Here is a 23187-nt window from a genome sequence, read left to right on the forward strand (position 1 = left end):
TCTTTTGTTTTTATCATTTTCCAACTTAATCTCTTAACCTATTTTAAATTTCCTCTAACTATTAATCTTTCACTTCCGTCATCATTACATGTTACTAATGTTATAGTTGCACCTTCTGTTTCTTTTAACACATCCATATTATTAGGTGCTACAGTTTCACTATCTGTTACTATGTATGTGTAGTTATTTTCATATGTTGTAACTTTAATCTCATCACCTTTAACTAGTTCATTAATTTTTAAAAAGAATTCTCCTGTTGTGTAATTTCTATGTCCTGCCACTGCAAAATTTCCTTTTTCACCTGGCATAGCTGTATCTTCAAAATGCCCTACTGCATATGCTAAAGTTCCATCTTCAGTTCCTTCTCTTACAACAACACTTAGATTAATTTTAGGTATTTCTAACATACAAATAATACTTTCATCTTGTACCTTTCCTTCATCCACACCCTTCTCAAAAGCCTCTTTATATTCATTTTGAGCTTTCTGTGTTTTAGACTTATTGTTAATACCAATTCCAACCATTGCTATACCTGCACACAGCAGTAAAATTACAACTAAATTAAAAATTATTTTTCCAACCTTCACTTTTCTCTCTCCCTATTTTAAACTTCTCTTTATTTTATTAACTTTAGTCGCTATTTTTATACCATACAAAGCTTCTTTTGAAACTAATTTAATACCTGTTTTGCGACTTTTTAAAGCACCTATTTTATATGTTGCCTTAACTATATTACCAATAGACTTTTTCAATATTTTATTCATTTCCCCCTCCTCATCCCAATAAAGATTTTATAAGCCTATTTTACTATAATTAGTGCTAAATTGAAAATTAATATTAATTTCACTTATAGGGTTCCAATTTCAAATTTAAAGTAATGTTTTTCTCAAATGATATTATTAAGCTTACAGTTTATTTCTTTTTTCATTTAAAACCAAATAAGAAGTAAGAGTGAAGAGTGAAAAGTTATGGTGAATATTACTCATTTCATTCCTAATATTTAAAATACAAATATATAAAAACTACGTTTTTATATTGTTTTCAACTAATTTTCTCTGCAAATCTAATAGAAAATTAAACAATGTGTTTTTAATATAAAAAAAAGAAAGTTTTATATCAAAACTTTCATTTTCCATATTTTATATTAAATATTGTATAAATACTGTTGATAATCCTAAAAAGAAAAAGAATCCTAAAACATCTGTACATGTTGTAACAAATACAGCTGATGCTAAAGCTGGATCTACTTTTAATTTTTTAAGTATAACTGGAACTAAAAAACCTGCTGTTGTCGCTGCTGTCATATTTAATATCATAGCTGTGCCAAGTACTAATCCAAAAATAGGCTTTCCTGCCCAAATCATTCCAATCAATGCAGCTACTAGACCAACTGAAATCCCATTAGTAAATCCCACACCTAACTCTTTAAAAAATATTTTCCTTGAATTTTCTCCAGTTAATTCTCCTAATGCAATACCTCTTACAATAAGTGTTAATGTTTGTGTTCCTGCATTACCACCCATTCCAGCAACAATAGGCATAAATGTAGCTAAAATAACAACTTCGCTAATTGTTCCTTGAAATAAATTTACTACACTTGATGCTATAATTGCTGTTACTAAATTTACAAATAACCATGGAAGTCTACTTTTAACTGATTCAATCATAGTGCCATTTACTTTTTCACCTTCATCCATACCTGCAAGACGGTGAATATCTTCTGTTGTTTCATCTCTTAATATTTCCATAATATCATCAACGGTAACTATCCCAAGCATCTTATCATTATGGTCAACAACTGGCATAAGTAAGAATCCATACTTCTCGAACATATGTGCAACTTCTTCTTGATCCATATCATAAGTTAAGCTTATTACATTGGTATTTATTATTTCTGAAATTGGAGTATCAAAAGGGCTTACAACAATTTCTCTTAAAGAAACAACACCTTTTAACATCTCATTATTATCTATAACATACATATAATATGCTGTTTCTGCATCCGGAGCTACTTCTTGAAGATATTTTAATGTTTCTTTTACACACATACTTTCATTAATTGATATGAACTCCGTTGCCATTATTCCACCAGCAGTATCTGGATCATATGTTAACAGTTGTCTTACATCTTCTGCATCTTCTTTGGGCATTATACCTAAGAGTTTATTACTTTGTTCTTCATCTAATGTACCTAACAAGTCTGCTAATTCATCTGATGACATATCTTCAACAATTTTTCTTTGTTTACTTTCTGGAAACTTATTTAATATTTCAAATTTCTTATCGTCATCTTCTTCTTCATCTATAATTTGTGCTATCATCCACTCTGGTATTTTGCCTAATATATCCCAAATTAATTCTTCATTCTCATGTATAACATCTAAAATATCAGCTGGATGAATATCTTCAATATTTTCATTTATCTCTTCTAATGATGAGTAAAGTAAAAATTCTTTTAAATTCTCCTTATCTATTTCAATATTCATGTTTTTCCTCCCTTATTTGCTAAAGGAAATCGTGATATAAATGTCCGTACTATCTTCCTCTAGCTTAATATATCTTTCCCTAGAACACGTCTGACTATGAGGACCAGATTCCATTTATACCACCACACTTTCTTAAAATAAAATTAGAAACAAACTATAAAAGACTTTTTAGCTCACACTAAAAAGTCCTATAACTCTCTATCTGTGGAGCTTTGGCACTATAAAGCGTAGACAAACTAGCCAGCTACATTAAAAATTACCTTATCGATAACTTCTGCTAACCCGTTGGAATCTCTCGATTTTTCTGGGCAGTAGCATATTTCTTTATAGGAACCTCACCTAACAGTTATTTTTTTATCCTCACTTCATATTATTGCTTTAGCTTAAATATGTCAATTATTTTTAATTAATTAATTAATATATATATCCGAAAATTCTACATCCATCTTACTGAGTGAGAATTTTTTAGATTTATATAATTCATATGCTTCATCACTATATTCATTTAATAAGTTTGGTATCGTAATAGTAAATTTTGAACCTACTCCAAATTCTGTATCAACTTCTATTTTCCCATTATGGAGTTCCACTAATGCTTTTACTATATAAAGACCTATGCCACTTCCTTCATTGACTTTAGTAAGTCTGTTGTTAATATTTTTAAACCTATCAAAAATAAAATCAATTTTATCTTTAGGTATTCCTAACCCATCATCCTCAACAGATATTTTTATAAAGTCTTTACCCTCTTGTATTAGTACAGTTATATTACCACCCTTTTTCCCAAACTTTATTGAATTTGAAAGTAAATTTAGCATTATTCTTTCCATCTTTTCTAAGTCAAAACTTATAATTTTTTCTTCTATTTCAGTATCAAATATCACATTTATTTCATGATTTTTAGCAAATTCTGCAACTGATAAACAAATATCCTCAATAAAATTTACTATATCATAGTTTTCAGGAGTATATTCAAGATATCCTGCACTTAGTTTTGTTGAATCTGTTAAATTATTTATTAACTTTAATAATCTAAAAATATTCTTTTTACATATAAATATATACTCCATATATTTTTCTTTATCTTCTACCTGATCGTGTTGCAATTTTAACATTAATATCTGTATTGCACTAGACATTAAATTTATTGGAGTTCTAAATTCATGAGATAAATTAGCAAAAAATTCTGTTCTTAATTCTTCTAATTCTAACTGTTGTTTTTTTTCAAATGTAATATCTGTTAAAACTTCTACTCTCCTAACAATTTTTCCACTTTCATTTTTAATTGGATTTGCCTTAAACCAAATCCATTTTATTTTATTATCTGATTTTATTATTCTAAATTTACATTCAAATTCATTTTTATAATCATAATTATCTAAAATCCACTTATCTTCATCGTATATACATTGTTTTAAAATTTCTATGCTATTATAACCTTTTACCTTATTATAATTTAATCCAGTTAATCTTTCATAAGCTTCGTTTGCATATAATATCTCTTCTTTAGAGCTAAATATTATTGCATCTTGAATGTTGTCGAATATCTCCCTGATTACCTCTTCTTTTCGCTTCATTCGCTTTTCAAACTCTTTTTGTTTAGATATATCTCTAATTATTCCAACAACTCCTCTTACATTATTATATTCATCTATAAATGGACTTTTAATACATTCTTCTAAATGTTTTATTCCTTTATTGTTATAAAGTTTCTGTTCAAACTTTATATTCATTCGATTTTCAATTACAATTTTATCAGTTCTTTCAAATGCTTCTGCATCACTTTTTAATAAAGGTATTTCATTATCTTTTTTCCATAATATATCTGATTCTTTTAATGCTAGATGCTTTTCTAATGCTTTATTGAAAAAAACATATCGTCCCTCCATATCTTTTAAAAAAATAGATGTTGGAATGCAATTAAAAAGATTTTTGCTAAAACACTCATTATTAACTAAATTATTTTCACTAAATAGATTAAATATATTTCCCCATATAACAATTCTTTTTTCTGATAATTTCGTAAATTCTAATTCTCCATATTTATACTTTCCATTTTTTAATACTTTTTTTATAATTTCAATCAAATTTATATTGTTATCTTTAAATGTTTTTGGTAATATCTCTAGATCCTTTTCATTGCTAAAATTTCTATAATTGCTTTCAATTACAATAATGTCTTTAATCTGTCCAGTGCTATTTTTTATAACCTCACAATAAAAATAATTAATAGGACTGACCTCTAGTATCTCTCTAAAATTCTCCCCACCCAAAACACTTTACCTCCTGCTATCTTCATAAATTTAAATTATAAATTAGTACCAGAACACAAAATATTAAAATAGAATTTTATTATATAGTATTGAAATTATTTTACATATATTAAATTAATTATAATATTTTACAAGTGTATATACAACTTATTAACTTTAAAATTAAATATTTGTTTTAAATTTTGTATATTTTTTATAATATTTTGTATATTTTTAAATAATTATATATTATTTAGCTTATAAAAAGAGCAAATTTATAATTAAACTTGCTCTTAAATATATTAAATTATTTTATAAATTTTAGAATTTAAACACAACCCCAATTACAGCGGCTAATCCTATGTATACAATGGGATGTTTTTTATATTTATTAGTCAAATACAATAATATTACTAGTAGTATTGTAGCTTTCATATTAATTAAATTTCTAATTTGTCCAAACTCTTTGAATTTATCTAAATTTAATATAGCAATTTTTAAGACTTCAAATCCTGCTGCTGCTATAAGTCCAGTAACTGCTGGTCTTAGTCCATAAAATACTGATTTTACATATTCACTCTCTTTAAACTTTTCTAAAAAGTGTGCAATAGTTATTATTATTATTATTGATGGTGCAACAAGACCTATAGTTGCCAAAACACCTCCAAATATCCCACCTGAATGAAATCCAGCAAATGTTGCCATATTTACTCCTATTGGACCTGGTGTAGATTCTGAAACTGCCACCATATTTACAATCATTTCTTTATCAAACCATGTATATTTATTCGCTAAATCATACAAGAATGGAAGTGTTGCTAATCCTCCACCGATTGAAAATAATCCTATCTTAAAAAACTCTATAAATAACTTTATGTATATCATTTTTCTTACCTCTTACTTCCTTTTAATAATAATCCAATTGCCCCTGAAGCAAGTATTATATATATAGGTGATAACTTTAAAAAAGCAACTACAATAAAAGATAATATAGCAATAAAAATTCCTATATTATCTTTAACTGATGTTTTCCACAATTTAATTATTGCATTTATTACTAATACAACTACTGCAACTCTAATTCCTGAAAAAGCATATTGTACACACTGAATTTCTGCAAAGTTCTGCAAAAATGCAGCTATTGTCATTATAATAATCAATGATGGAAATATAACTCCTAAAGTTGCAATAATTCCTCCTACTATTCCTTTTTGTTTATATCCTATAAATGTTGCAGTATTAACTGCTATAACTCCTGGTGTACATTGTCCTACTGCGTAATAATCTACTACTTCTTCATCCGTTGCCCATTTTCTCTTCTCAACAACTTCTTTTTGTATCATTGGTAGCATTGCATATCCACCACCAAAAGTAAGACCTCCAATTCTAAAAAACGTCCAAAATAAGTCTAATAACTCCTTCATTTCTGTCCCCCTAAAAACTAATATATTGTATTTCACAAATAAAAAAGGTCATAAAAAGCATAGCTAAATATAGCTCTCCTTTTTAATGACCTTATAATTATAATATCATTTTAATCCATATTTTTCAACTTTTTAATTTTTGTAAACTCCTTCATAGTAACTGCTATAACAGCAAAAATTATGCCCTGTTTTATTAATGTATTAGCCCCTATAATACATCCTGTTTGCGGTAACATCTTATCACTACTATTTTGTTTTTTAACCTTTTTCTCTAATTTTTTTACTTCATCTTCATAATTTTTTATTTTTACATTAGTTGCTTCATTTTGTTTTTCGTCTTCACACATTTCATTCTCAATATCAATTTCCAATTTTATTAGAGCATTAGTAAAACTATATTCTATATTTTTTTCTTTTCCTATTTTTTCTGAAAGCAAATCTATAAAACATTCATTATTTAAATAAAACTCATCTATTTTTTTATAACTTTTGTTATCTAACTTTTTTAATAATTTTTCATCCACAACACAATTATATATATTTTCTTCGTCTATACTACTATTGTTTAAATCCTTAATATTATTTATATTTATTTTATTATCTTTGTCTTTAATGTATTCTACTTTTATTCCGTAAAATTGAATACAGCCTTTTTCCTTTATACCACTTTCTATAATTTTCTTTAGCTCATTTCCCTTTATATTTATTTTCTTATATTCAGTATCCTCTTTAAATAAACTAACTATGTTCTCTTTTGAAATTGATCCCTCTTGTAACTTTCCCTTTATATTTTCTCCATTTATCATAGCTATATCTGTATGTGCAAATTCTTTCAAGTTATAACTTAAAAATTCTCCTAATGGAGATAATCCAACAATATTATCATGTATGAGTTCTGTTTCTAGTGTTCCTATATACCCTTTTTCAACACTTTTTTGAACATCTTCTTTTTTGTTTTCATCAACTATTTCTACCTCATAATTATTAATATCTTTAACTATTTTATTTTCAACTATTAAGTTATTTGAATTTGTTTTAACTACTAAACTTACATCCTTCAACTTAGAAATTTCATTCAATTGTGTTTTTATCATATCTGATTGTATACTATTTTCTTCTACATCAGTAATTATCACAAATTCATCAATACTCTCTTTTTCTTTTAATTCTTCAATGATATTTAATATTTTTTCTTTTGGCTCTGTAAAGTTAATTTCTTCCTCATTTAATATATATTTATCTAATATTTTAGCTCCTAAAAATGCTATTTTTTTATTTCCAACTTCTTTTATTTCATATTCGCAAATCTGATATTTATTATCTTTTAATTGCATATTAGAACATAATACTTTAATATCATCCTTCTCTTTAATAATATCTATATTGTCTATAAATTGATTACTACTATAGTACTTAATATCTGATAACTCCAAAATTTCACTTATACAATCATCATTTTCATAATTATTTCTATCATAATTTAAATCCATATTCATCAATAAAATTGTACTATTATTGTCTTGTACACTCATTTTAATTTTATTAATCAAATTTTCCTTTTCTTCTTTTGTAATTGATATAATATTGTTCATATTCATACTTAAAATATTAATATCACAATCATTTTCAATTCCATATGCTAAATTTTTTGTGCTTAATACAAATGTCAAAAATAAAGTAAAGATAACTACTTTTATCTTGTTATTCTTCTTAATCAAGTTTATTCCTCCATTCATAAAAAACATTTATATTTAATTACTACCCTAAACTTCCAAAAATAAACATAAAAAAGCAGTTAATATAATATTTAACTGCTTTTTTATATTTATCTGCTATGCACTATGTTTCTTATTTTTTTTAGTATTATAAGAAAAGTAAGTTATTCCTGATACAACTATTAAAGCTAATCCTATAATAATCATATCTTCACTACCATATTTTTGTCCTGCTTGTGGTAACTTATCATTATTTTTTGAGTTTTTGCTACTTGTTTTCTCATTCTTATTTACACTATTTTCTGCATTAACTGTGTCTTTTGATGTGTTTTCTTCACCTTTAATTTCTTCATCTTTTTTAACATCTTCTTCTATAACTGGAACTAAACTTTTAATTTCATCCCATGTTATACTTCTTATATTATAAGTTCTTCCATCTTCACTAGTTGGAACTTGAACTTTATCTTCATTTACAAGTTTTATTAATGCATTTCTTTTAGCACTATCAAAGTTACATCCTGTTATTTTCCAATTGTTATCAGTTTCCGGAGTTATTACTCCACCTTTAACATTGATTATATATTCTCTTATTAAATCCCTAACAGCTCCTATTTCAGTATCTGCACTTTTATGTATAACTTCCACATTTTCATCTTTATAAAGATCACCTAAAAGCTTAGTGCTTGTTCTATAATCATTTGCTGTTAAATATATTACATCACTTGGATTTACTTTACTTCCATCTTCATAAGTTAAATTTTCTATTCTCTCTCCTGCTGGCTTAGATATATTTATATCATATTTTACCCCAGCAAACATATCGTATAAATATCCTCTCATTTCAGGATTAAAAGAAATAGTTAAATCTCCTTCTTTATATTGATTATAGTATAATGCTGACCATTCCATATATCTTTTTAATTGATCTCCATTTACTTTTAATGTATATAAAGTATTATCAAACTTATAAATTTTTACTACATCTGATTTCTTTATTTCGCCTTCTTTTATATTTGCACTATTACTAAATAAAGCTGCTGAAGTAACATTTCTAGCACCTTCTGGAATATATGGTTTAGTGTAATATAATTGTGTGTTTAATATTAAGTCCATTACTGGTGTATCTTGTATTTGTGCTTGTGTTATTCCTTTAATTTCATCTTGTGGAGTTAAATCACCACCTACTAAAGTACCTATAACTTGATTTGCATCATTTACACCTTTATCATAAAAAGGCTTTAATTTAGTATTTAATTCTTCATCTACTGGATAATTTTTTACATCAACTAATTCTGAACTTTTATTTGCAACATTGTATTTTCCATTATTATCTTTTGATAACTCAATGTTAATTTTAGATATTTGTTCACCTTGTTTTCCTGGCTCCGTTATTATAACACCATTCACAGATTCTCCTTGAATTTTTGAATGTGCATGTCCGCCTATTATTGCTGCTAATTCAGGACAAGCATTTGCTAAATCTGTAGCATTGTCTCCATCTATGTATTCCTTATCTTTTCCCATATGAACTGTAGCAATTATAATATCAGCTTCATTATTTGATTTTATTTTTTCTATAGCCTTTTTAGTTTCAACTATTGGATCTGTTACTTTATATCCTTCTAATTTAGGTCCATCCCATTTCATTATATTTGGTGTTGTCATTCCGATGTTTGCTACTCTTATACCATCTAAATTTACAACTGTATATGGTTCTCCAAGTAATGTTCCATCTGCTTTATAAACATTTCCACAAAGAACTTTCATATTTTTAGGTTGTGTAACTACTCTTTCAATAACTTCACTGCCATAATTAAATTCATGATTTCCAAGAGTCCAAGATGAGTAACCGATTTCATCCATGGCATATATCATTGGATGAATCTCATCATTTATGTACAAATCTGACATGTTGTCTTGTATTGTATCTCCAGCATCTACAACCATAGTTCTGCTATTTTGTGCTTTCATTTCCTTAACTACTGTAGAGATTTGTGTTAATCCACCCTTTTTATTTTCCTGATTGCTTGCATAATCATGAGATACAAACCATCCATGCAAATCAGATGTTCCTAGTATTTGAATAGTTTTGTTTTCTTCCGCTGCAAATACTTTATTATTTATATTTCCTAATGCAATAGATGACATCATGGTAAGTGCTAACATTAATGCTGTTCTTTTTTTATTACTTTTTATCATATTGTCCCCCTATATAGTTAAATTTCGTTTGATTCAAAAGTGATTGATAAATTTAATTATCAATCACTTTAATTTACAGACATATATTTAATTATGCTGCATCATTTTCATTTTTCTTTTTGCCTATAGCATAAATCATACCTGCTATAATAATTAAACCTGTTCCTGTAGCTACCATATCATTAGTTCCATGTTTTTGACCTGTTTGAGGTAACTTATCACTTGAAGGTTTTTTGTTATTTGAAGGTTTTTTATCTGTATTTGGTTTTACTTGTGGTTTTACCTCTGGTTTAGTTTCAGGTTTAACTTCTGGTTTTTCTTCTGGCTTAACCTCTGGTTTAGTTTCTGGTTTTGGACCTTGTACAAGGGCATTAGTATACGTATGAGTTAATGTTCCTTCTTTTTTGAACTCATCAACTAATGCATCTCTTAGAGGTATCATTGTGTCTACATAATTTATTGCGCCTGAGAAATCATATTTATCTCCACCTGTGAACATGAAATCATTTGTAGCTACTGAATAGTATTTTTCCATATCTATTGGTTCACCATTTAATGTTTCCATATAAGTTATTCTGTTTCCAAATTCTTTATCTTTATCATAATAAACTTTTAATCCATAAAATTGTCCCCAACCGTAATCTGCTGGAGCTATACCGTTTTCTATAGCTTTCTTTAAATCAGAACCTTTAAGTTCCATTTTTACTAGGGTGTTATCAAATGGGAATATTTTATACATATCACCCATAGTTATAGTTCCTTTATTTAAAGAATCTCTTATTCCTCCACCGTTCATTATACAAATTTCTGTTCCAGCTATTTTAGCCAAGTATTTACTTGTAAATTCTCCAAGAGGACTTAATCCATTTTCTCTATTATGTGGTAAATCAACTTGTAATTCTGCCACTTTTTCACCTAATATTGGTTGTAATTCTTGATTATATCTATTTACCATATTTTCAGCATTTGAATCTGAAACTAAAGTATCTGCTCTTTCATATAATACATCAATTGATGGTTCTATAGCATTTATAGTTTTATCCGCATTCATTTTTATTTGTAACCCTGCTAAAGCTCTTCCATTTTTCATAGCTTGTATTACAGGTATATTATTAACTTTTCCACAAACTTTTAAGTGACTATGAGATGAAACTACAGCATCTATGCCTTTTACATTTGTAAGTTCAACAGCCTCACCAGTAATACTTCCATCACCAGATTGTGAACTAGCCATATGAGTTAATGCTATAACAACATTGACTTTCTCTTCTTCTTTTAATTTTTTAGCAAGTCCTGAAGCTACTGTAACTGGATCTTCAAAATTTATAGTTGCAACATTAGCTGCTGCTGTTGCTGTTGCTGTTTCAGGAGTAGTAAGACCAATAAATCCTATTTTAACTCCATCAATCTCTTCTATAGCATAAGGCTTTGCCCATGAAACTGGTGCATTTGTAGATTTATCATATATGTTTGATGCTAAGAAACTAAAGTTCCCTTTTTCTTCCCAACCTGCAAACTTATCAAGTCCCCAGTCAAATTCATGGTTACCTACAGCAGAATATTTAACACCTGCTAAAGATAGCATTTCTGCTACTGGTGCTCCATAAGTTAAATTTGACATGGCACTTCCTTGAAATAAATCTCCTCCTGCCACAACAATGGTATTAGGATTTTCACTTTTGAATTTATTTATTTCGCCAACTAACTTAGCTGCGCCTGAATCTTTTCCAGCATTTTGAACTGAACCATGAAAATCATTAAAAGTTAAAACATTAATAACTTTCTCTGAATCAGCAGCAAAAACTGTATTCATATTTACTTGTAAAACAAGTGAAAATATCATACAAAATGCCACAGCTAATGAAATCTTTTTCATTTTCAATGAATTCTTCATAATTTTCCCCCTTATTGAAATAGTATCAGCTAAATTATACACTATTTGTTATAAAAATGTAATACTTTTTCGCCTTAACGCACTAAAAAGTATACAACATTTGTCGTTTTTTGTAGTATTTTTTCTTGATATACTATATTTTTTCATTTATTTATATAGTATATTTATTTTTCTTAATTTTAATAACTAATATTCAAAATTTCAAATAATAATTTATTAAAATGAAATTTGTCTTTACAAATTTAAATTTTAATTATTTTGCGAATTTTCATGTTTATTTTTCAATATATTGGAAAGAAATTAAATTAGTGATATTATATTTATAAACATAAATATAATACATATTTTTTGTTTATAAATACATTGAATTTTAAGGAGGACAAAATAGTATGTTTTTTTACGGTAAAGAAAATGAAAAAGAAGAAAAATCTAAAGAAAACCAAAGTATACTTACAGAGAAATTATTAAAATCAAGAACTATTATAATTTCTGGTGAAATAAATCAAGCGTTAGCTGAAAAAGTAGTTACTCAACTTTTAATTCTTGAAGAGATGAGTGATGAACCTATAAAAATATTTATAAATAGCCAAGGTGGTCATGTTGAATCTGGAGATACAATCCATGATATGATTAAATTTATTAAACCTAAAGTTATTATGATAGGAACTGGTTGGGTAGCAAGTGCTGGTATAACTATTTACCTTGCTGCTGATAAGGAAAACAGATACTCTCTTCCTAATACAAGATACATGATTCACCAACCATTAGGTGGATTCAATGGTCAAGCTACAGACATAGGAATTGAAGCTGAAGAAATCTTAAGAGTTAGAAAAAGAATCAATACAATAATAAGTGAAGCTACTGGTCAACCTTTAGAAAAAGTTGATAAAGATACAGATAGAAACTATTGGTTAAGCTCTAATGATGCTATCGATTATGGCATAGTTAGTAAAATTATATCAAACCGTTCTGAATTATAATAATCTATAGAAAAAAACCTCAGATAAACTGAGGTTTTTTATTTATTTAAATTCATTTTTATGTTCATTAAAAAACTTATAATATATTTGCACATTTTCTAAATCCGTCCATTTTTCTATGCTTACAGGATTTTCATCAAGATTATATATTTTTGCTCCCTTCATTGCAAGTATAAATGGTGAATGTGTTGATATAATAAATTGACAATCTAAAAATCTTGCACTATCTTCAATAAACTTAACCAACTCTAATTGACGTTTAGGTGAAAGACTATTTTCAGGCTCGTCTAATATGTATAATCCATTTTCATCAATCTTTTCAATAAAATATCTAAATGCATTTTCACCATTTGAATATTCTCTTACATTATCCATTAAGTTTTCTCTTACAAATTTAGATTGTGTTCTTCGTCTAGCATTATTTATTTTTTTTAACTCCTCATAATCTTCTATGGATTGCATCTGAAAACTAGAATACTTGGCCTCTAAATATTCTTCAAAAAGTTCATCTCTTTTTTCATCAATTCCTTCATTAATATTTCTAATGTTAAGCATATAATCAAACACATCATCACTAGTTATAATCCTGCTATTATCTGGAATATCATTTTCAACATACACATCACATAACCTAACATAATCTGAATAGAAATTAGACTTATTATAAATAGAATCTCTATTTATCTTAGTCTTTTCAGCTATTACATTTAATGCTGTTGATTTTCCTGAACCATTTCCTCCATACAAAATAGTAATTGGCTCAAAATCAATTCTTTCAAATTCATTTTTAGATAGTATTTTAAATGGATAAAAAGAATCGTAACAATTTCTTTTCTCTTCAATTATAAAATCAAACTCCATATCTGCATTTGGAAATATAAACGTATTTAAATATAACATATATTATTTTCCTCTCATATTTTTATAAATCTTAACCTATTTACTGTCACTAATATTTAAAAATTAAATATTATATATCTTTACATTCTGCTATTACTTTACACTTAGGAAATATTATATTTACTTCTGTTCCCTTATCTACTTTAGATTTAATCTCTAAGCCTACCCCTAATCTATCGCACATTTTTTTGCATAAATATAGTCCAAGTCCAGTACTTTTCCCAAATACCCTTCCATTTTCCCCTGTAAACCCCTTTTCAAATACTCTTAATATATCTCTTTCCTCTATTCCAACACCATTATCTTCAATGATTAATACAATTGAATTATTTAGCTCAATTGATTTAACACTTATTATAGCACCTTTATTTTTAGAATACTTTATAGCATTTACTATTATTTGGTTTAAAATAAATTCAATCCATTTAGAATCACAATACACAGTTTCATAAATATTCTCTAATTTTAATTTTATTTTTTTATTTATAAAATCTCTAGAATTTCTTTTTATTACACCTTTAACAACTTCATTTAAATCAATTTCTTTTATTATATAATCTTTCTCAACATCATCACTTCTAGAATAATATAATACCTGCTCTACAAATCCTTCTATTTTATTAATTTGATTATCTATTTTCTTAACAGTCTCATTACTATTATTATTTTCTATTAAAAGCTTCGTTGACGCTATAGGTGTCTTTATTTCATGAACCCACATTTCTATATATTCTCTATAATCTATTTGTATGTCCTTGTAATACTTAAGGTGTTCATACATTCCTCTACTTATTTCTTTTAAAACTTCATTAAATTTTTCTCCTACACCAAAAGTTTCTTTCTCCAATAATTCTGGAAATAGAAACTTTTTATCTAAATTCTCTAAGATACTTTCTATATTTGAGAAGTATCTTTTAAATTTTATATAATCTATAGCCATATAACTTAAGAGTGGTAAAAACCAAATACATCCTAATATAAATATAAATACAAAACTAATTCCATAAAATATCATACTTATAGTTATGACTAAGAATATAATAAAGTTAACAATCAAAAATACACCTTTATCTTTAATATAATCTCTTATCTTCATGGCATTATATAACCTAGTCCTCTTCTTGTTTCTATTGCATTTTTTATACCTATATTCTCTAGTTTTTTACGTAGTCTAGCTACATTAACAGATAATGTACTATCATCTACAAAATAATCAGAGTTCCAAAGATACTCCATAAGTCTTTCTCTAGAAACTATTGAGCCTTTGTTTTCTATTAAACAAGACATTATTTTAACTTCATTTTTTGTAAGTTCCATTTCTTTTCCCATGTGTTTTATGGTAGCATTAGATAAATTAATTTCAAAATCCTTATAAGTTAAAATAGCTTTCATATTGTTATTTCCATGAGTTCTCTTCAATAATACAGAAATCCTTGCTAAAAGAATTTGTGTATTATATGGTTTAGTTATAAAATCATCTGCACCTAAATTCATGCTCATGAGCTCATCCATATCACTATCTCTACTTGTTACTATAATTATTGGTACATCAGATTTTTTTCTAATTTCTCTACAAATGTAATAACCATCATAAACTGGGAGATTAATATCTAGAAGTATTAAATCACTGTCTTCATTTTCTAAGAAATTTAATATATTTTTAAAATCTACAGGTGCTTTTACCATGTATCCATAATTCTCTAAAAAGCTTTTTAGTTCTTCTCTTATAACTTCATCATCTTCTATAATAGTAATTTTAAACATAAATACACCTCCTATTTTCATAATTATCTTAACATAAATACTTCTCTTTTCAATGTTTTGTGTTATTTCCTTCCTTCATAACTGCAAACTTCCTTTTTCTTTATAACTGAGATTTCGTTCTCCTTTGTAATTAATACTTTATTTTCCCTTGTAGCCGAGGTTTTAACCTTGGCGGTCTTAGGTTGGGATATAAGGTTGTAAAAAGGCTGTAGCTTATGCTACAGCCCCATTTTTACTATATTTTTATATCCAGTATAAGTTGCATAGAAATATCCTATATAAATCACTAAGAATATTCCTGCTGTTAATGATGCAGAACCTCCTATATCTGGCCTATTATACATAGTTAAAAATCCACATGCTACTTTTATTCCTACAATAGAATGAACTATGGCTAAAATTACAGGTAAACTAAAATATACTAAAGTCTGTGTAAATATAGTTTTATTTATATCTTTTTTACTTGCACCTAATTTTTTAATAGCTTCATATCTTTCAACACTATCACTTGCTTCTGATAACTGTTGAAGTGCTAAAATTGCCATACTACTGATTAGGAACACTATTCCTATATACATTCCCACAAATAACATAATAGTTGTAACACTTTTATTATTATCATAAATATCTGTTCTTGTATTTATCATAACAAGTCCTAAATCATCTTTATTTGTTTCCATACTCATTAAATCTCTACTATATCTCTTTCTAGAAAGTTCTTTATATCTCTTATCTTCAGCTTTACTATCACCATCATTATAATTTATATTAATATTTTTTAACATAATTTCAGCATCACTCAAAATACTATCATTAGTAACTATAGTTAAGAAATTCTTTTTAAACATTTCTGGATAATCAGTCACTAAATTCTCTTCTATTACTTTTTTATTCTTTATAGAATAGTCATTATTATCAAACTTAATTTTTTCTCTATCTTTTATCAATTTATCTAACACTGGAATAACTTTTGCTGAATCTGAAATTGCCAAAACTTCATCATTTTCTAATGTAAAAGTTTCTTCATTTCTAAGTTCTCTTAACTTGTTGTAATCAGAAAGTTTAACAAATTTCACATCTGCACCAGATACTATTTTCACTCCTTCTAAAGGAATTAAATCTCTTACATATAATCCTTTTCCATACTGATTAAATTCTACATACTCAGATTTTTCATCTATTTCAAAATCCATTTTCTTCAGAAAATCTAAAATTGTAGTTAAATTCTCATCATCACCATACCCACGCATACTTACATCATATGGTGTTGAAGCCTCTAATCCTTTTTCTATTGTGTTTTTAAAACTAATTCCTGTAGATAAAATAGAAATTGTTAAGAAAAGCATTAAGCATATTACTGACATTGAAATAAAGTTAGTGTTTATCTTACTATTTATCTGTTTAACAGTAAAAATATTTAATTTATTAAAATATATATTTTTATTTCTTTTTACTATGAATAAAATAGCGCCTGCTAAACTAAAGAAAAATAATGTAGTTCCAACAACTCCTAAAATTATAGAGATAGTAAACTTAGGGTTGTCTATGTTAACTCCAACTGATAAAACAAATTTATATGCAATAACAAGTGAACTAATTGAAATAATAAATGTACCTAGAAAAATCAATGGATTTTTAACTTTTATATCTTGTGTTTTTCTTCCTACTGTTAAAAGATCTATTATTTTATATTTTGAAATTACTATAGTATTAAATATCATTACAAGTAAAAACATTACACCAAAATATAATATTGTTTTATAAATAGCTGAAACTGATATTACAAATTTATAATCATTCATAGAAACATAAAACATTTTAGATATTAGTACGGAAAGTCCTTGTGATGCTATAATTCCTAGTAATAATCCACTTATAAGACTCATAACTCCAACTATTAATGTTTCCATTATTAATATCCTTGAAATTTTATTTTTTCCCATTCCTAATGTCATGTATATTCCAAGTTCCTTATTTCTCTTTTTTATAAGAAAATTGTTTGCATAAAGAATTAGTCCACCTAGTATAATAGAAACAAAAATAGATATATATGATATGATAGCTGTTATTGTTTCTGTAAACTCTTTTCCACTTGAAGAAACTTCCTGTAAAGCTTTTTGAGCTCCTATGGAGTTAAAACTATAAAATATACAAACTGACAATGTTAATGTTAAAAAATAAATTGTATAATCTTTAAAACTTTTTTTAACATTTTTTAAAGCCATTTTAGAATACATTACTGTCATCCCCCCCAATTAGAGTTATTACTTCAATTATTCTATTAAAGAATTCTTTTCTTGAATCATTTCCTCTTACTATTTCAGTAAATATCTTGCCATCTTTAATAAATAAAATTTTATGAGCATAACTTGCTGTAAAAGCATCATGTGTTACCATTAAAATAGTTGCATTTAACTCTTTATTTAGCTTTTCAAATCGTTCTAATAACAGTCTTGAAGATTTAGAATCTAGTGCTCCTGTTGGCTCATCTGCTAATATCAATGATGGCTTTGTTACTATTGCTCTAGCTGATGCAACCCTTTGCTTTTGTCCACCTGACATTTGATAAGGATATTTTGAAAGTATTTCTTGAATATCTAAATATCCAGCAACTTCCTTAATGTTTTTATCTATTTCTGATGGTTTTTCCCCTTTAATGGTTAATGCTAATGCTATATTTTCATAAGCTGTTAATGTATCTAATAAATTAAAATCTTGAAATATAAACCCTAACTCATTTTGTCTAAATTTATCTAACTGTTTTGATTTTAATCTTGTAATATCATTATCATTAATTATAATTTTTCCCGCAGTAACTTCATCTATTGTTGAAATACAATTTAAAAGAGTTGTTTTACCACTTCCTGAAGGACCCATTATACCAACAAACTCGCCCTCATAAACTTTTAAACTAATATTATCTAAAGCCTTTGTAATATTGCCCTTATTTCCATAATATTTTTCTATCTTCTCTACACTTAATATATTTTTCATAAGACTTACTCTCCCTTATAATAAATTTTTTTATTAAATATTTCCTTAATCTTACTTCTTATCTGCATATGTTTTTGCTATACTAAATTTTAATTTTTATAAACCTTATGAATACATTATATATTTTGTTCCGTTTTTATAATATTGATTTGCTTTTCATTAATGCTACATTTTTGTAATGTTTCTCTTTTGAAAAATTTTATAGTTGTTTTAATTTAGTATTAAAAAATAAATTATTACATAAAAATAAGATAGGCTATTTTCAAACTCTATCTTACTAATTATTATATATTATTAGGTAAAAACACTGAAAATATTGTTTCATTTTCATTTGATTTTACTTTAATGTATCCTCCATGTTTATCTACTATTTCTCTACTTAAATAAAGTCCTATTCCTATTCCTTCAACATCTAATGTATTATTACCTCTATAAAATCTTGAAAATATTTTAGGTATTTCATTTTCCTCTATTCCCATTCCATTATCCTTAATATCCACTCTAGAAAATATATCATAACTTTGTAATGTAATTTGAATTTCTCCATTTTTCCCAGTGTATTTTACTGCATTATCTAAAATATTTAGTATTGCTTCTGATATCCAATTCTTATCATAATTAAGCTCTATCTTATCTATTTCTTCTAATTTAATTTCTATATTTTTCTCTTTTGCCTTTTTTTGAATTTGTCCTATAACCATCAACACTGTATCATTTAAATTATTTTTATGAGTTTTTAATTGAATAACTCCGCTCTCTAATCTAGACATTTTAATCATACTTTCAACTAAAAAACTTAATCTATTTAAAGATGTATTTATCACCTCAGAAAATTCTTTTCTTTCTTCGTCAGTTAAACTTTCATCCTGTAAAAACTCTCCATACATTTTTAAATTAGTAAGAGGTGTTTTTAATTGATGTGCTATATCTGATATTAGAGATTTAATCTCATTTCTTTCATCTTCTATTTTTTTATTTTTACTTTTAAGTATATTAGTTAATTTTATAGTTTGATATTGTAACTTAGAAAGTACTGTATCTTCTGTTGTAGAAAATATATTTTCATTTCTCATATTTATAATAGCATCTAACATGTCTGATAACTGAACAAATATATTTTGCATATAAATTTTATATATCTTTTCATATGCAAACATTATTAAAATTATTAATATTGAAAAAACACTTGCTATAGTAGTTAATTTTATACTTCTCGTTAAAAATAATATTAATCCAACAAAAAAAATACTAATTATAATTACACTAGCTTTCAAAATAATATTTAATTTATTTATAAAATTTTCTTTTTTAAATGAATCCTTCATAATCTTATTCTCCAAATATATATCCAATACCAAATACAGTTACTACATATTCTGGCTTTTTAGAGTCAAATTCTATTTTCTTTCTAAGTCTTCTTATATTTACACTTAAAGTATTTTCATCAACAAAGTTACCACTATTATCCCAAAGCTTTTCTAATAACATTTCTTTAGTAAGAACCTTCCCCTTATTTCTTACAAGTAATTCTAAAAGTTTATATTCTGTAGCCGTTAATGCAATTTCTTTTTCTTTAATCCAAATCGCCATTTTATCAAAATCTATTTTTAAATCTTTATACTCAAATATATTATTATTAACTATAGTATTTCTTCTAAGCATTGCGCTTATTTTATGTTTTAATAACTCTACTGAAAAAGGCTTGGCTATATAATCATCACATCCACTTTCAAAACCTTTAACCATATCTTCTTCCGTGTCATTTGCAGTAAAATATACTATAGGAAAACTAACCTTTTCTCTAATTTCTGTACATAGTTCTATACCATTTCCATCTGGCAAATTAATATCTAAAAGTAAAAAATCTATTTTATTATTTAATATTATTTGTTTTCCCTCTAGTTTTGTATATGCTGAAAGAATATCATAGCCTTCCTTTTTTAAAGCAAAAGAAACTCCTCTATTTAAAATTCTATCATCCTCTATAATTAAAATAGTTGCCATTATATCACCTCTTATTATGAATTATAACAAAAGTGGTAGATAACCATCTACCACTTTTATAATAGTCTATTTTTCTATTTTTCTAATTCTTTCTGTTACACTTTCCTTTGATGATGATTTAAATACCATAACTGGAGTTACTAAACATATAACAAATATTATAATTGTTAAAGTTACAAGTTGTACTGTTGGAAATGTGAATACTGCATAATCTGCTACATTTTTTGTTAACACAGACACTCCAAATATAATTCCAATTCCTATTGTGTATATTAATGCCATTGTTATCCCAGCATAGTAAACTCCCTCAAATGTAAGCATTTTTTTAATCTGCTTTTTAGTCATACCTATACTTTCCATAACAGCAAGTTCTTTTAACCTTATATTTACTCCTGTAATCATAACATTAACAAAGTTTAAAATACCTATTAGTATTAATATAATTGAAATTCCACCACCAAGAATTCTTTGCACCATGGAAGTTTTATTAAATAGTTCTGTCATTCCAGTTTTTGATTCTAGCATTAAACCCTGACTTTTTGATATTTTTTCTAAACTAGCTTTTATTTGCTCTTCATATTTATCATCTACATTTACATATAAAACATAATTTGAAGATTTTTTATCTAATCCTTCTAGTGCTAATTGACTCATATAAATAGTTGGTATTCCTAATGGAGTAGGCAGTCCATCTGGCAAACTATCATCAAATTTAATAACTTGTGTATTAAATGTTTGCGATATTTTTTCCTTAGTATTATTAATTGTAAGGTTTCCTTTTATATCTTTATACTTATCTCCATAGTACCAATTGCTTATAAGTATTAAATCTCCATTTTTAAATGCCTCTACATCAAATTTATCATTATTATTTTTATTTATTTTTTCAATAGTTTTGTCATCTATTCCAATTACATTAGTATCTAAAAACTCAGGATTCTCTTTACTATTTTCAATAAATAAATCAACATTTTCTTCTTCTTGACCAAATCTTTCAAAACTACTTTTTAGTGATGGCACTATTATGTCATTATTCATAGTTAAACGTAATGTACTAATCTTAAAGTCTGTTACTTCTTCTACACCTGTCATATTTTTAATGTTATCTAAAACATCATTATCCATTTTTCCTTCTGTTGCATTTTCATTTTGAAGTTCAAAGTCATTTGGAACATATTCATTTATATAATTTTCCACTTTTATGCTGTCTATAAATGTGTTAACACTTAAAAATGCAATTATACCCATAAATAATGATAAAAATACTAATATAGCTCTTTTTTTATCTCTAAATACATTGTACCAAGCCATCTTATGAAGTTTACCACCATTAGTTGTATTTCTATTTTTCTTTTGCTTTTTAGCTTTTGCTCCTGTATAACGTAATGCTTCAACTGGAGAAATATTTCCAGCTATTTTAGCTGGCTTTCTGCAACTTATTATTACTGTTATTAACGAAAATAATGCTGATAATATAAATATTAATGGGCTGAATGACACATCGCCTGGCATTGCCAATTTTGATGTTCCACTAAAAAACATTGCCATAACAGCTGGAACTATTCCAAAGGAAACAATTGCTCCAACTGCTAATCCTATTGGAATTCCTATTATAGAAAGTCGTAAAGCTTGACCTTTAACTATCTTCTTAATTTGTTTTGGTGATGAACCTATAGTTTTTAAAAGTCCATAAAAATTAATATCTTTTGTAACTGCAATATAAAAAACATTATAAATTAAAAGATATCCACTTAATATTATAAATGATACAATTACTAAAACTATAATAGCAATACTTATTGCTTGTTCTGTTAAATCATCAACTGCATAAGAATAATCAAATTTTTGATTTTTATTAAGTTTAACTTCTTTACTTAATATATCAGATGATGCATTCATATAATCCTTTTTTGTTTTCATAGAAAATAATCCATTTTTTTCTATAGTTAAATTATTTTCGCTAACAAATTTTTCAGAAACAAATATATAACCAACATCTTGAGTTAATCCATAAGAAGTAAAAATTCCTTTTATAGTAAAACTTTCATTCTTAACTTCATCATTTATTTTACATGGAATGTCTATTTTATCTCCAATTTTAGAATTATTTTTATTAAGTAATTCTAAAGCTAATCTTGATATCATAATTTCATTATTACTTTCTGGATAGCTTCCTTTTATATCTCCAAGTGCAGGTGATATTTGATTTTTAAAGTTGTCCTTATCATGATATTTTAATATTACACCTGTTCTATTTTCCCTTAAATTATCTAAGTGAACTTTTCCAACATTAATTTCAGATCCTGTACTATTAAATATATTTAAATCTTTAATTTTATTTATTTGCTCAGATGTTGGCCTTTGTAAATAAGTATCTGCTGTAGTCCCCTGTAAACGCGTATTCATTGTTTTATAATTTTTCACAAAACTTATACCAACACTAAATACAGAAGAAATCATAAATGTAGTTAATATTATTGCTAAAATTGCAAAGATATTTCTTACTTTATTAGTTTTTAGTGAGCGTTTTGTTATTCTTTGTATAATTTCTTTATTATTATTTTCAATCTTCATT

The 23187-nt window shown here is 26.2% G+C and carries 18 protein-coding genes and 1 riboswitch; of the genes, 1 reads left to right on the forward strand and 17 read right to left on the reverse strand.

All coding sequences use genetic code 11. The annotated features are described in order from the left end of the window. Window positions 1-38 precede the first annotated feature (38 nt). From BN346_RS18395 to BN346_RS18430, 9 genes are all read right to left on the reverse strand, one after another. On the reverse strand, window positions 39-587 hold the full coding sequence (locus BN346_RS18395) for a class D sortase (RefSeq protein ID WP_040330521.1): 549 nt from the start codon (window positions 585-587) through the stop codon (window positions 39-41). Between the two features lie 12 nt (window positions 588-599). Next, window positions 600-764: a hypothetical protein gene (locus BN346_RS21810; RefSeq protein ID WP_158644515.1), complete on the reverse strand. Its 165-nt coding sequence runs from the start codon at window positions 762-764 to the stop codon at window positions 600-602. 375 nt (window positions 765-1139) lie between these two features. After that, window positions 1140-2486 (reverse strand): magnesium transporter, encoded by a 1347-nt coding sequence (gene mgtE, locus BN346_RS18400; RefSeq protein WP_040330522.1) that lies wholly within the window; start codon window positions 2484-2486, stop codon window positions 1140-1142. A 190-nt stretch (window positions 2487-2676) separates the two neighbouring features. Further along, window positions 2677-2840: riboswitch (M-box (ykoK) riboswitch) on the reverse strand. A 56-nt stretch (window positions 2841-2896) separates the two neighbouring features. Continuing rightward, complete coding sequence (locus BN346_RS21055) at window positions 2897-4759, reverse strand: sensor histidine kinase (protein ID WP_074432741.1); 1863 nt, start codon at window positions 4757-4759, stop codon at window positions 2897-2899. 300 nt (window positions 4760-5059) lie between these two features. Beyond that, complete coding sequence (locus BN346_RS18410) at window positions 5060-5623, reverse strand: chromate transporter (protein WP_040330525.1); 564 nt, start codon at window positions 5621-5623, stop codon at window positions 5060-5062. 5 nt (window positions 5624-5628) lie between these two features. Continuing rightward, window positions 5629-6162 (reverse strand): chromate transporter, encoded by a 534-nt coding sequence (locus BN346_RS18415; protein WP_040330526.1) that lies wholly within the window; start codon window positions 6160-6162, stop codon window positions 5629-5631. 110 nt (window positions 6163-6272) lie between these two features. After that, window positions 6273-7880 carry a 5'-nucleotidase C-terminal domain-containing protein gene (locus tag BN346_RS18420; protein ID WP_040330527.1) on the reverse strand — a complete coding sequence of 536 codons (1608 nt, stop codon included), beginning with the start codon at window positions 7878-7880 and terminating at the stop codon, window positions 6273-6275. 114 nt (window positions 7881-7994) lie between these two features. Further along, window positions 7995-10076, reverse strand: a complete 2082-nt coding sequence (locus tag BN346_RS18425; RefSeq protein WP_051540515.1) for a 5'-nucleotidase C-terminal domain-containing protein — start codon at window positions 10074-10076, stop codon at window positions 7995-7997. Between the two features lie 91 nt (window positions 10077-10167). Beyond that, entirely contained in the window at window positions 10168-11970 is a 1803-nt protein-coding gene (locus tag BN346_RS18430) for a 5'-nucleotidase C-terminal domain-containing protein (RefSeq protein ID WP_051540516.1), read from the reverse strand. 389 nt (window positions 11971-12359) lie between these two features. Between BN346_RS18430 and BN346_RS18435 the strand changes: the two genes are divergently transcribed. Beyond that, the gene (locus tag BN346_RS18435; RefSeq protein WP_040330528.1) at window positions 12360-12950 is read left to right on the forward strand and encodes an ATP-dependent Clp protease proteolytic subunit; all 591 of its coding nucleotides are present in this window, start codon (window positions 12360-12362) and stop codon (window positions 12948-12950) included. 42 nt (window positions 12951-12992) lie between these two features. Here BN346_RS18435 and BN346_RS18440 read toward each other — a convergent pair whose 3' ends face one another. The 8 genes from BN346_RS18440 to BN346_RS18475 all read right to left on the reverse strand — a co-directional run bounded on the left by BN346_RS18440 (window position 12993) and on the right by BN346_RS18475 (window position 23186). Further along, entirely contained in the window at window positions 12993-13850 is an 858-nt protein-coding gene (locus BN346_RS18440) for an AAA family ATPase (RefSeq protein WP_040330529.1), read from the reverse strand. A 70-nt stretch (window positions 13851-13920) separates the two neighbouring features. Next, window positions 13921-14946, reverse strand: a complete 1026-nt coding sequence (locus BN346_RS18445) for a sensor histidine kinase (protein ID WP_040330530.1) — start codon at window positions 14944-14946, stop codon at window positions 13921-13923. After that, complete coding sequence (locus BN346_RS18450) at window positions 14943-15614, reverse strand: response regulator transcription factor (RefSeq protein ID WP_040330532.1); 672 nt, start codon at window positions 15612-15614, stop codon at window positions 14943-14945. The genes BN346_RS18445 and BN346_RS18450 overlap by 4 nt, the downstream gene beginning before the upstream one ends. A 218-nt stretch (window positions 15615-15832) precedes the next feature. Continuing rightward, on the reverse strand, window positions 15833-17851 hold the full coding sequence (locus BN346_RS18455) for an FtsX-like permease family protein (protein ID WP_040330533.1): 2019 nt from the start codon (window positions 17849-17851) through the stop codon (window positions 15833-15835). Continuing rightward, the gene (locus BN346_RS18460; protein ID WP_040330534.1) at window positions 17841-18608 is read right to left on the reverse strand and encodes an ABC transporter ATP-binding protein; all 768 of its coding nucleotides are present in this window, start codon (window positions 18606-18608) and stop codon (window positions 17841-17843) included. The genes BN346_RS18455 and BN346_RS18460 overlap by 11 nt, the downstream gene beginning before the upstream one ends. 284 nt (window positions 18609-18892) lie before the next feature. Next, window positions 18893-19933, reverse strand: a complete 1041-nt coding sequence (locus BN346_RS18465) for a sensor histidine kinase (protein ID WP_074432742.1) — start codon at window positions 19931-19933, stop codon at window positions 18893-18895. A 4-nt stretch (window positions 19934-19937) separates the two neighbouring features. Beyond that, entirely contained in the window at window positions 19938-20612 is a 675-nt protein-coding gene (locus BN346_RS18470; protein ID WP_040330535.1) for a response regulator transcription factor, read from the reverse strand. A gap of 66 nt (window positions 20613-20678) precedes the next feature. Next, window positions 20679-23186: an ABC transporter permease gene (locus tag BN346_RS18475; RefSeq protein ID WP_040330537.1), complete on the reverse strand. Its 2508-nt coding sequence runs from the start codon at window positions 23184-23186 to the stop codon at window positions 20679-20681. Window position 23187: the final 1 nt, after the last annotated feature.

The sequence above is a fragment of the Clostridium ihumii AP5 genome (genome assembly GCF_000612845.1).
Classification (GTDB): Bacteria; Bacillota; Clostridia; order Clostridiales; family Clostridiaceae; genus Clostridium_J; species Clostridium_J ihumii.

Excerpts from the sequence above, each read along its gene's own strand:
- BN346_RS21810 (WP_158644515.1), bottom strand. The coding sequence starts at position 764 with ATGAATAAAATATTGAAAAAGTCTATTGGTAATATAGTTAAGGCAACA.
- mgtE (WP_040330522.1), bottom strand. The coding sequence starts at position 2,486 with ATGAATATTGAAATAGATAAGGAGAATTTAAAAGAATTTTTACTTTAC.
- BN346_RS18410 (WP_040330525.1), bottom strand. The coding sequence starts at position 5,623 with ATGATATACATAAAGTTATTTATAGAGTTTTTTAAGATAGGATTATTT.
- BN346_RS18415 (WP_040330526.1), bottom strand. The coding sequence starts at position 6,162 with ATGAAGGAGTTATTAGACTTATTTTGGACGTTTTTTAGAATTGGAGGT.
- BN346_RS18425 (WP_051540515.1), bottom strand. The coding sequence starts at position 10,076 with ATGATAAAAAGTAATAAAAAAAGAACAGCATTAATGTTAGCACTTACC.
- BN346_RS18430 (WP_051540516.1), bottom strand. The coding sequence starts at position 11,970 with ATGAAGAATTCATTGAAAATGAAAAAGATTTCATTAGCTGTGGCATTT.
- BN346_RS18435 (WP_040330528.1), top strand. The coding sequence starts at position 12,360 with ATGTTTTTTTACGGTAAAGAAAATGAAAAAGAAGAAAAATCTAAAGAA.
- BN346_RS18440 (WP_040330529.1), bottom strand. The coding sequence starts at position 13,850 with ATGTTATATTTAAATACGTTTATATTTCCAAATGCAGATATGGAGTTT.
- BN346_RS18445 (WP_040330530.1), bottom strand. The coding sequence starts at position 14,946 with ATGAAGATAAGAGATTATATTAAAGATAAAGGTGTATTTTTGATTGTT.
- BN346_RS18450 (WP_040330532.1), bottom strand. The coding sequence starts at position 15,614 with ATGTTTAAAATTACTATTATAGAAGATGATGAAGTTATAAGAGAAGAA.
- BN346_RS18455 (WP_040330533.1), bottom strand. The coding sequence starts at position 17,851 with ATGTATTCTAAAATGGCTTTAAAAAATGTTAAAAAAAGTTTTAAAGAT.
- BN346_RS18460 (WP_040330534.1), bottom strand. The coding sequence starts at position 18,608 with ATGAAAAATATATTAAGTGTAGAGAAGATAGAAAAATATTATGGAAAT.
- BN346_RS18465 (WP_074432742.1), bottom strand. The coding sequence starts at position 19,933 with ATGAAGGATTCATTTAAAAAAGAAAATTTTATAAATAAATTAAATATT.
- BN346_RS18470 (WP_040330535.1), bottom strand. The coding sequence starts at position 20,612 with ATGGCAACTATTTTAATTATAGAGGATGATAGAATTTTAAATAGAGGA.
- BN346_RS18475 (WP_040330537.1), bottom strand. The coding sequence starts at position 23,186 with ATGAAGATTGAAAATAATAATAAAGAAATTATACAAAGAATAACAAAA.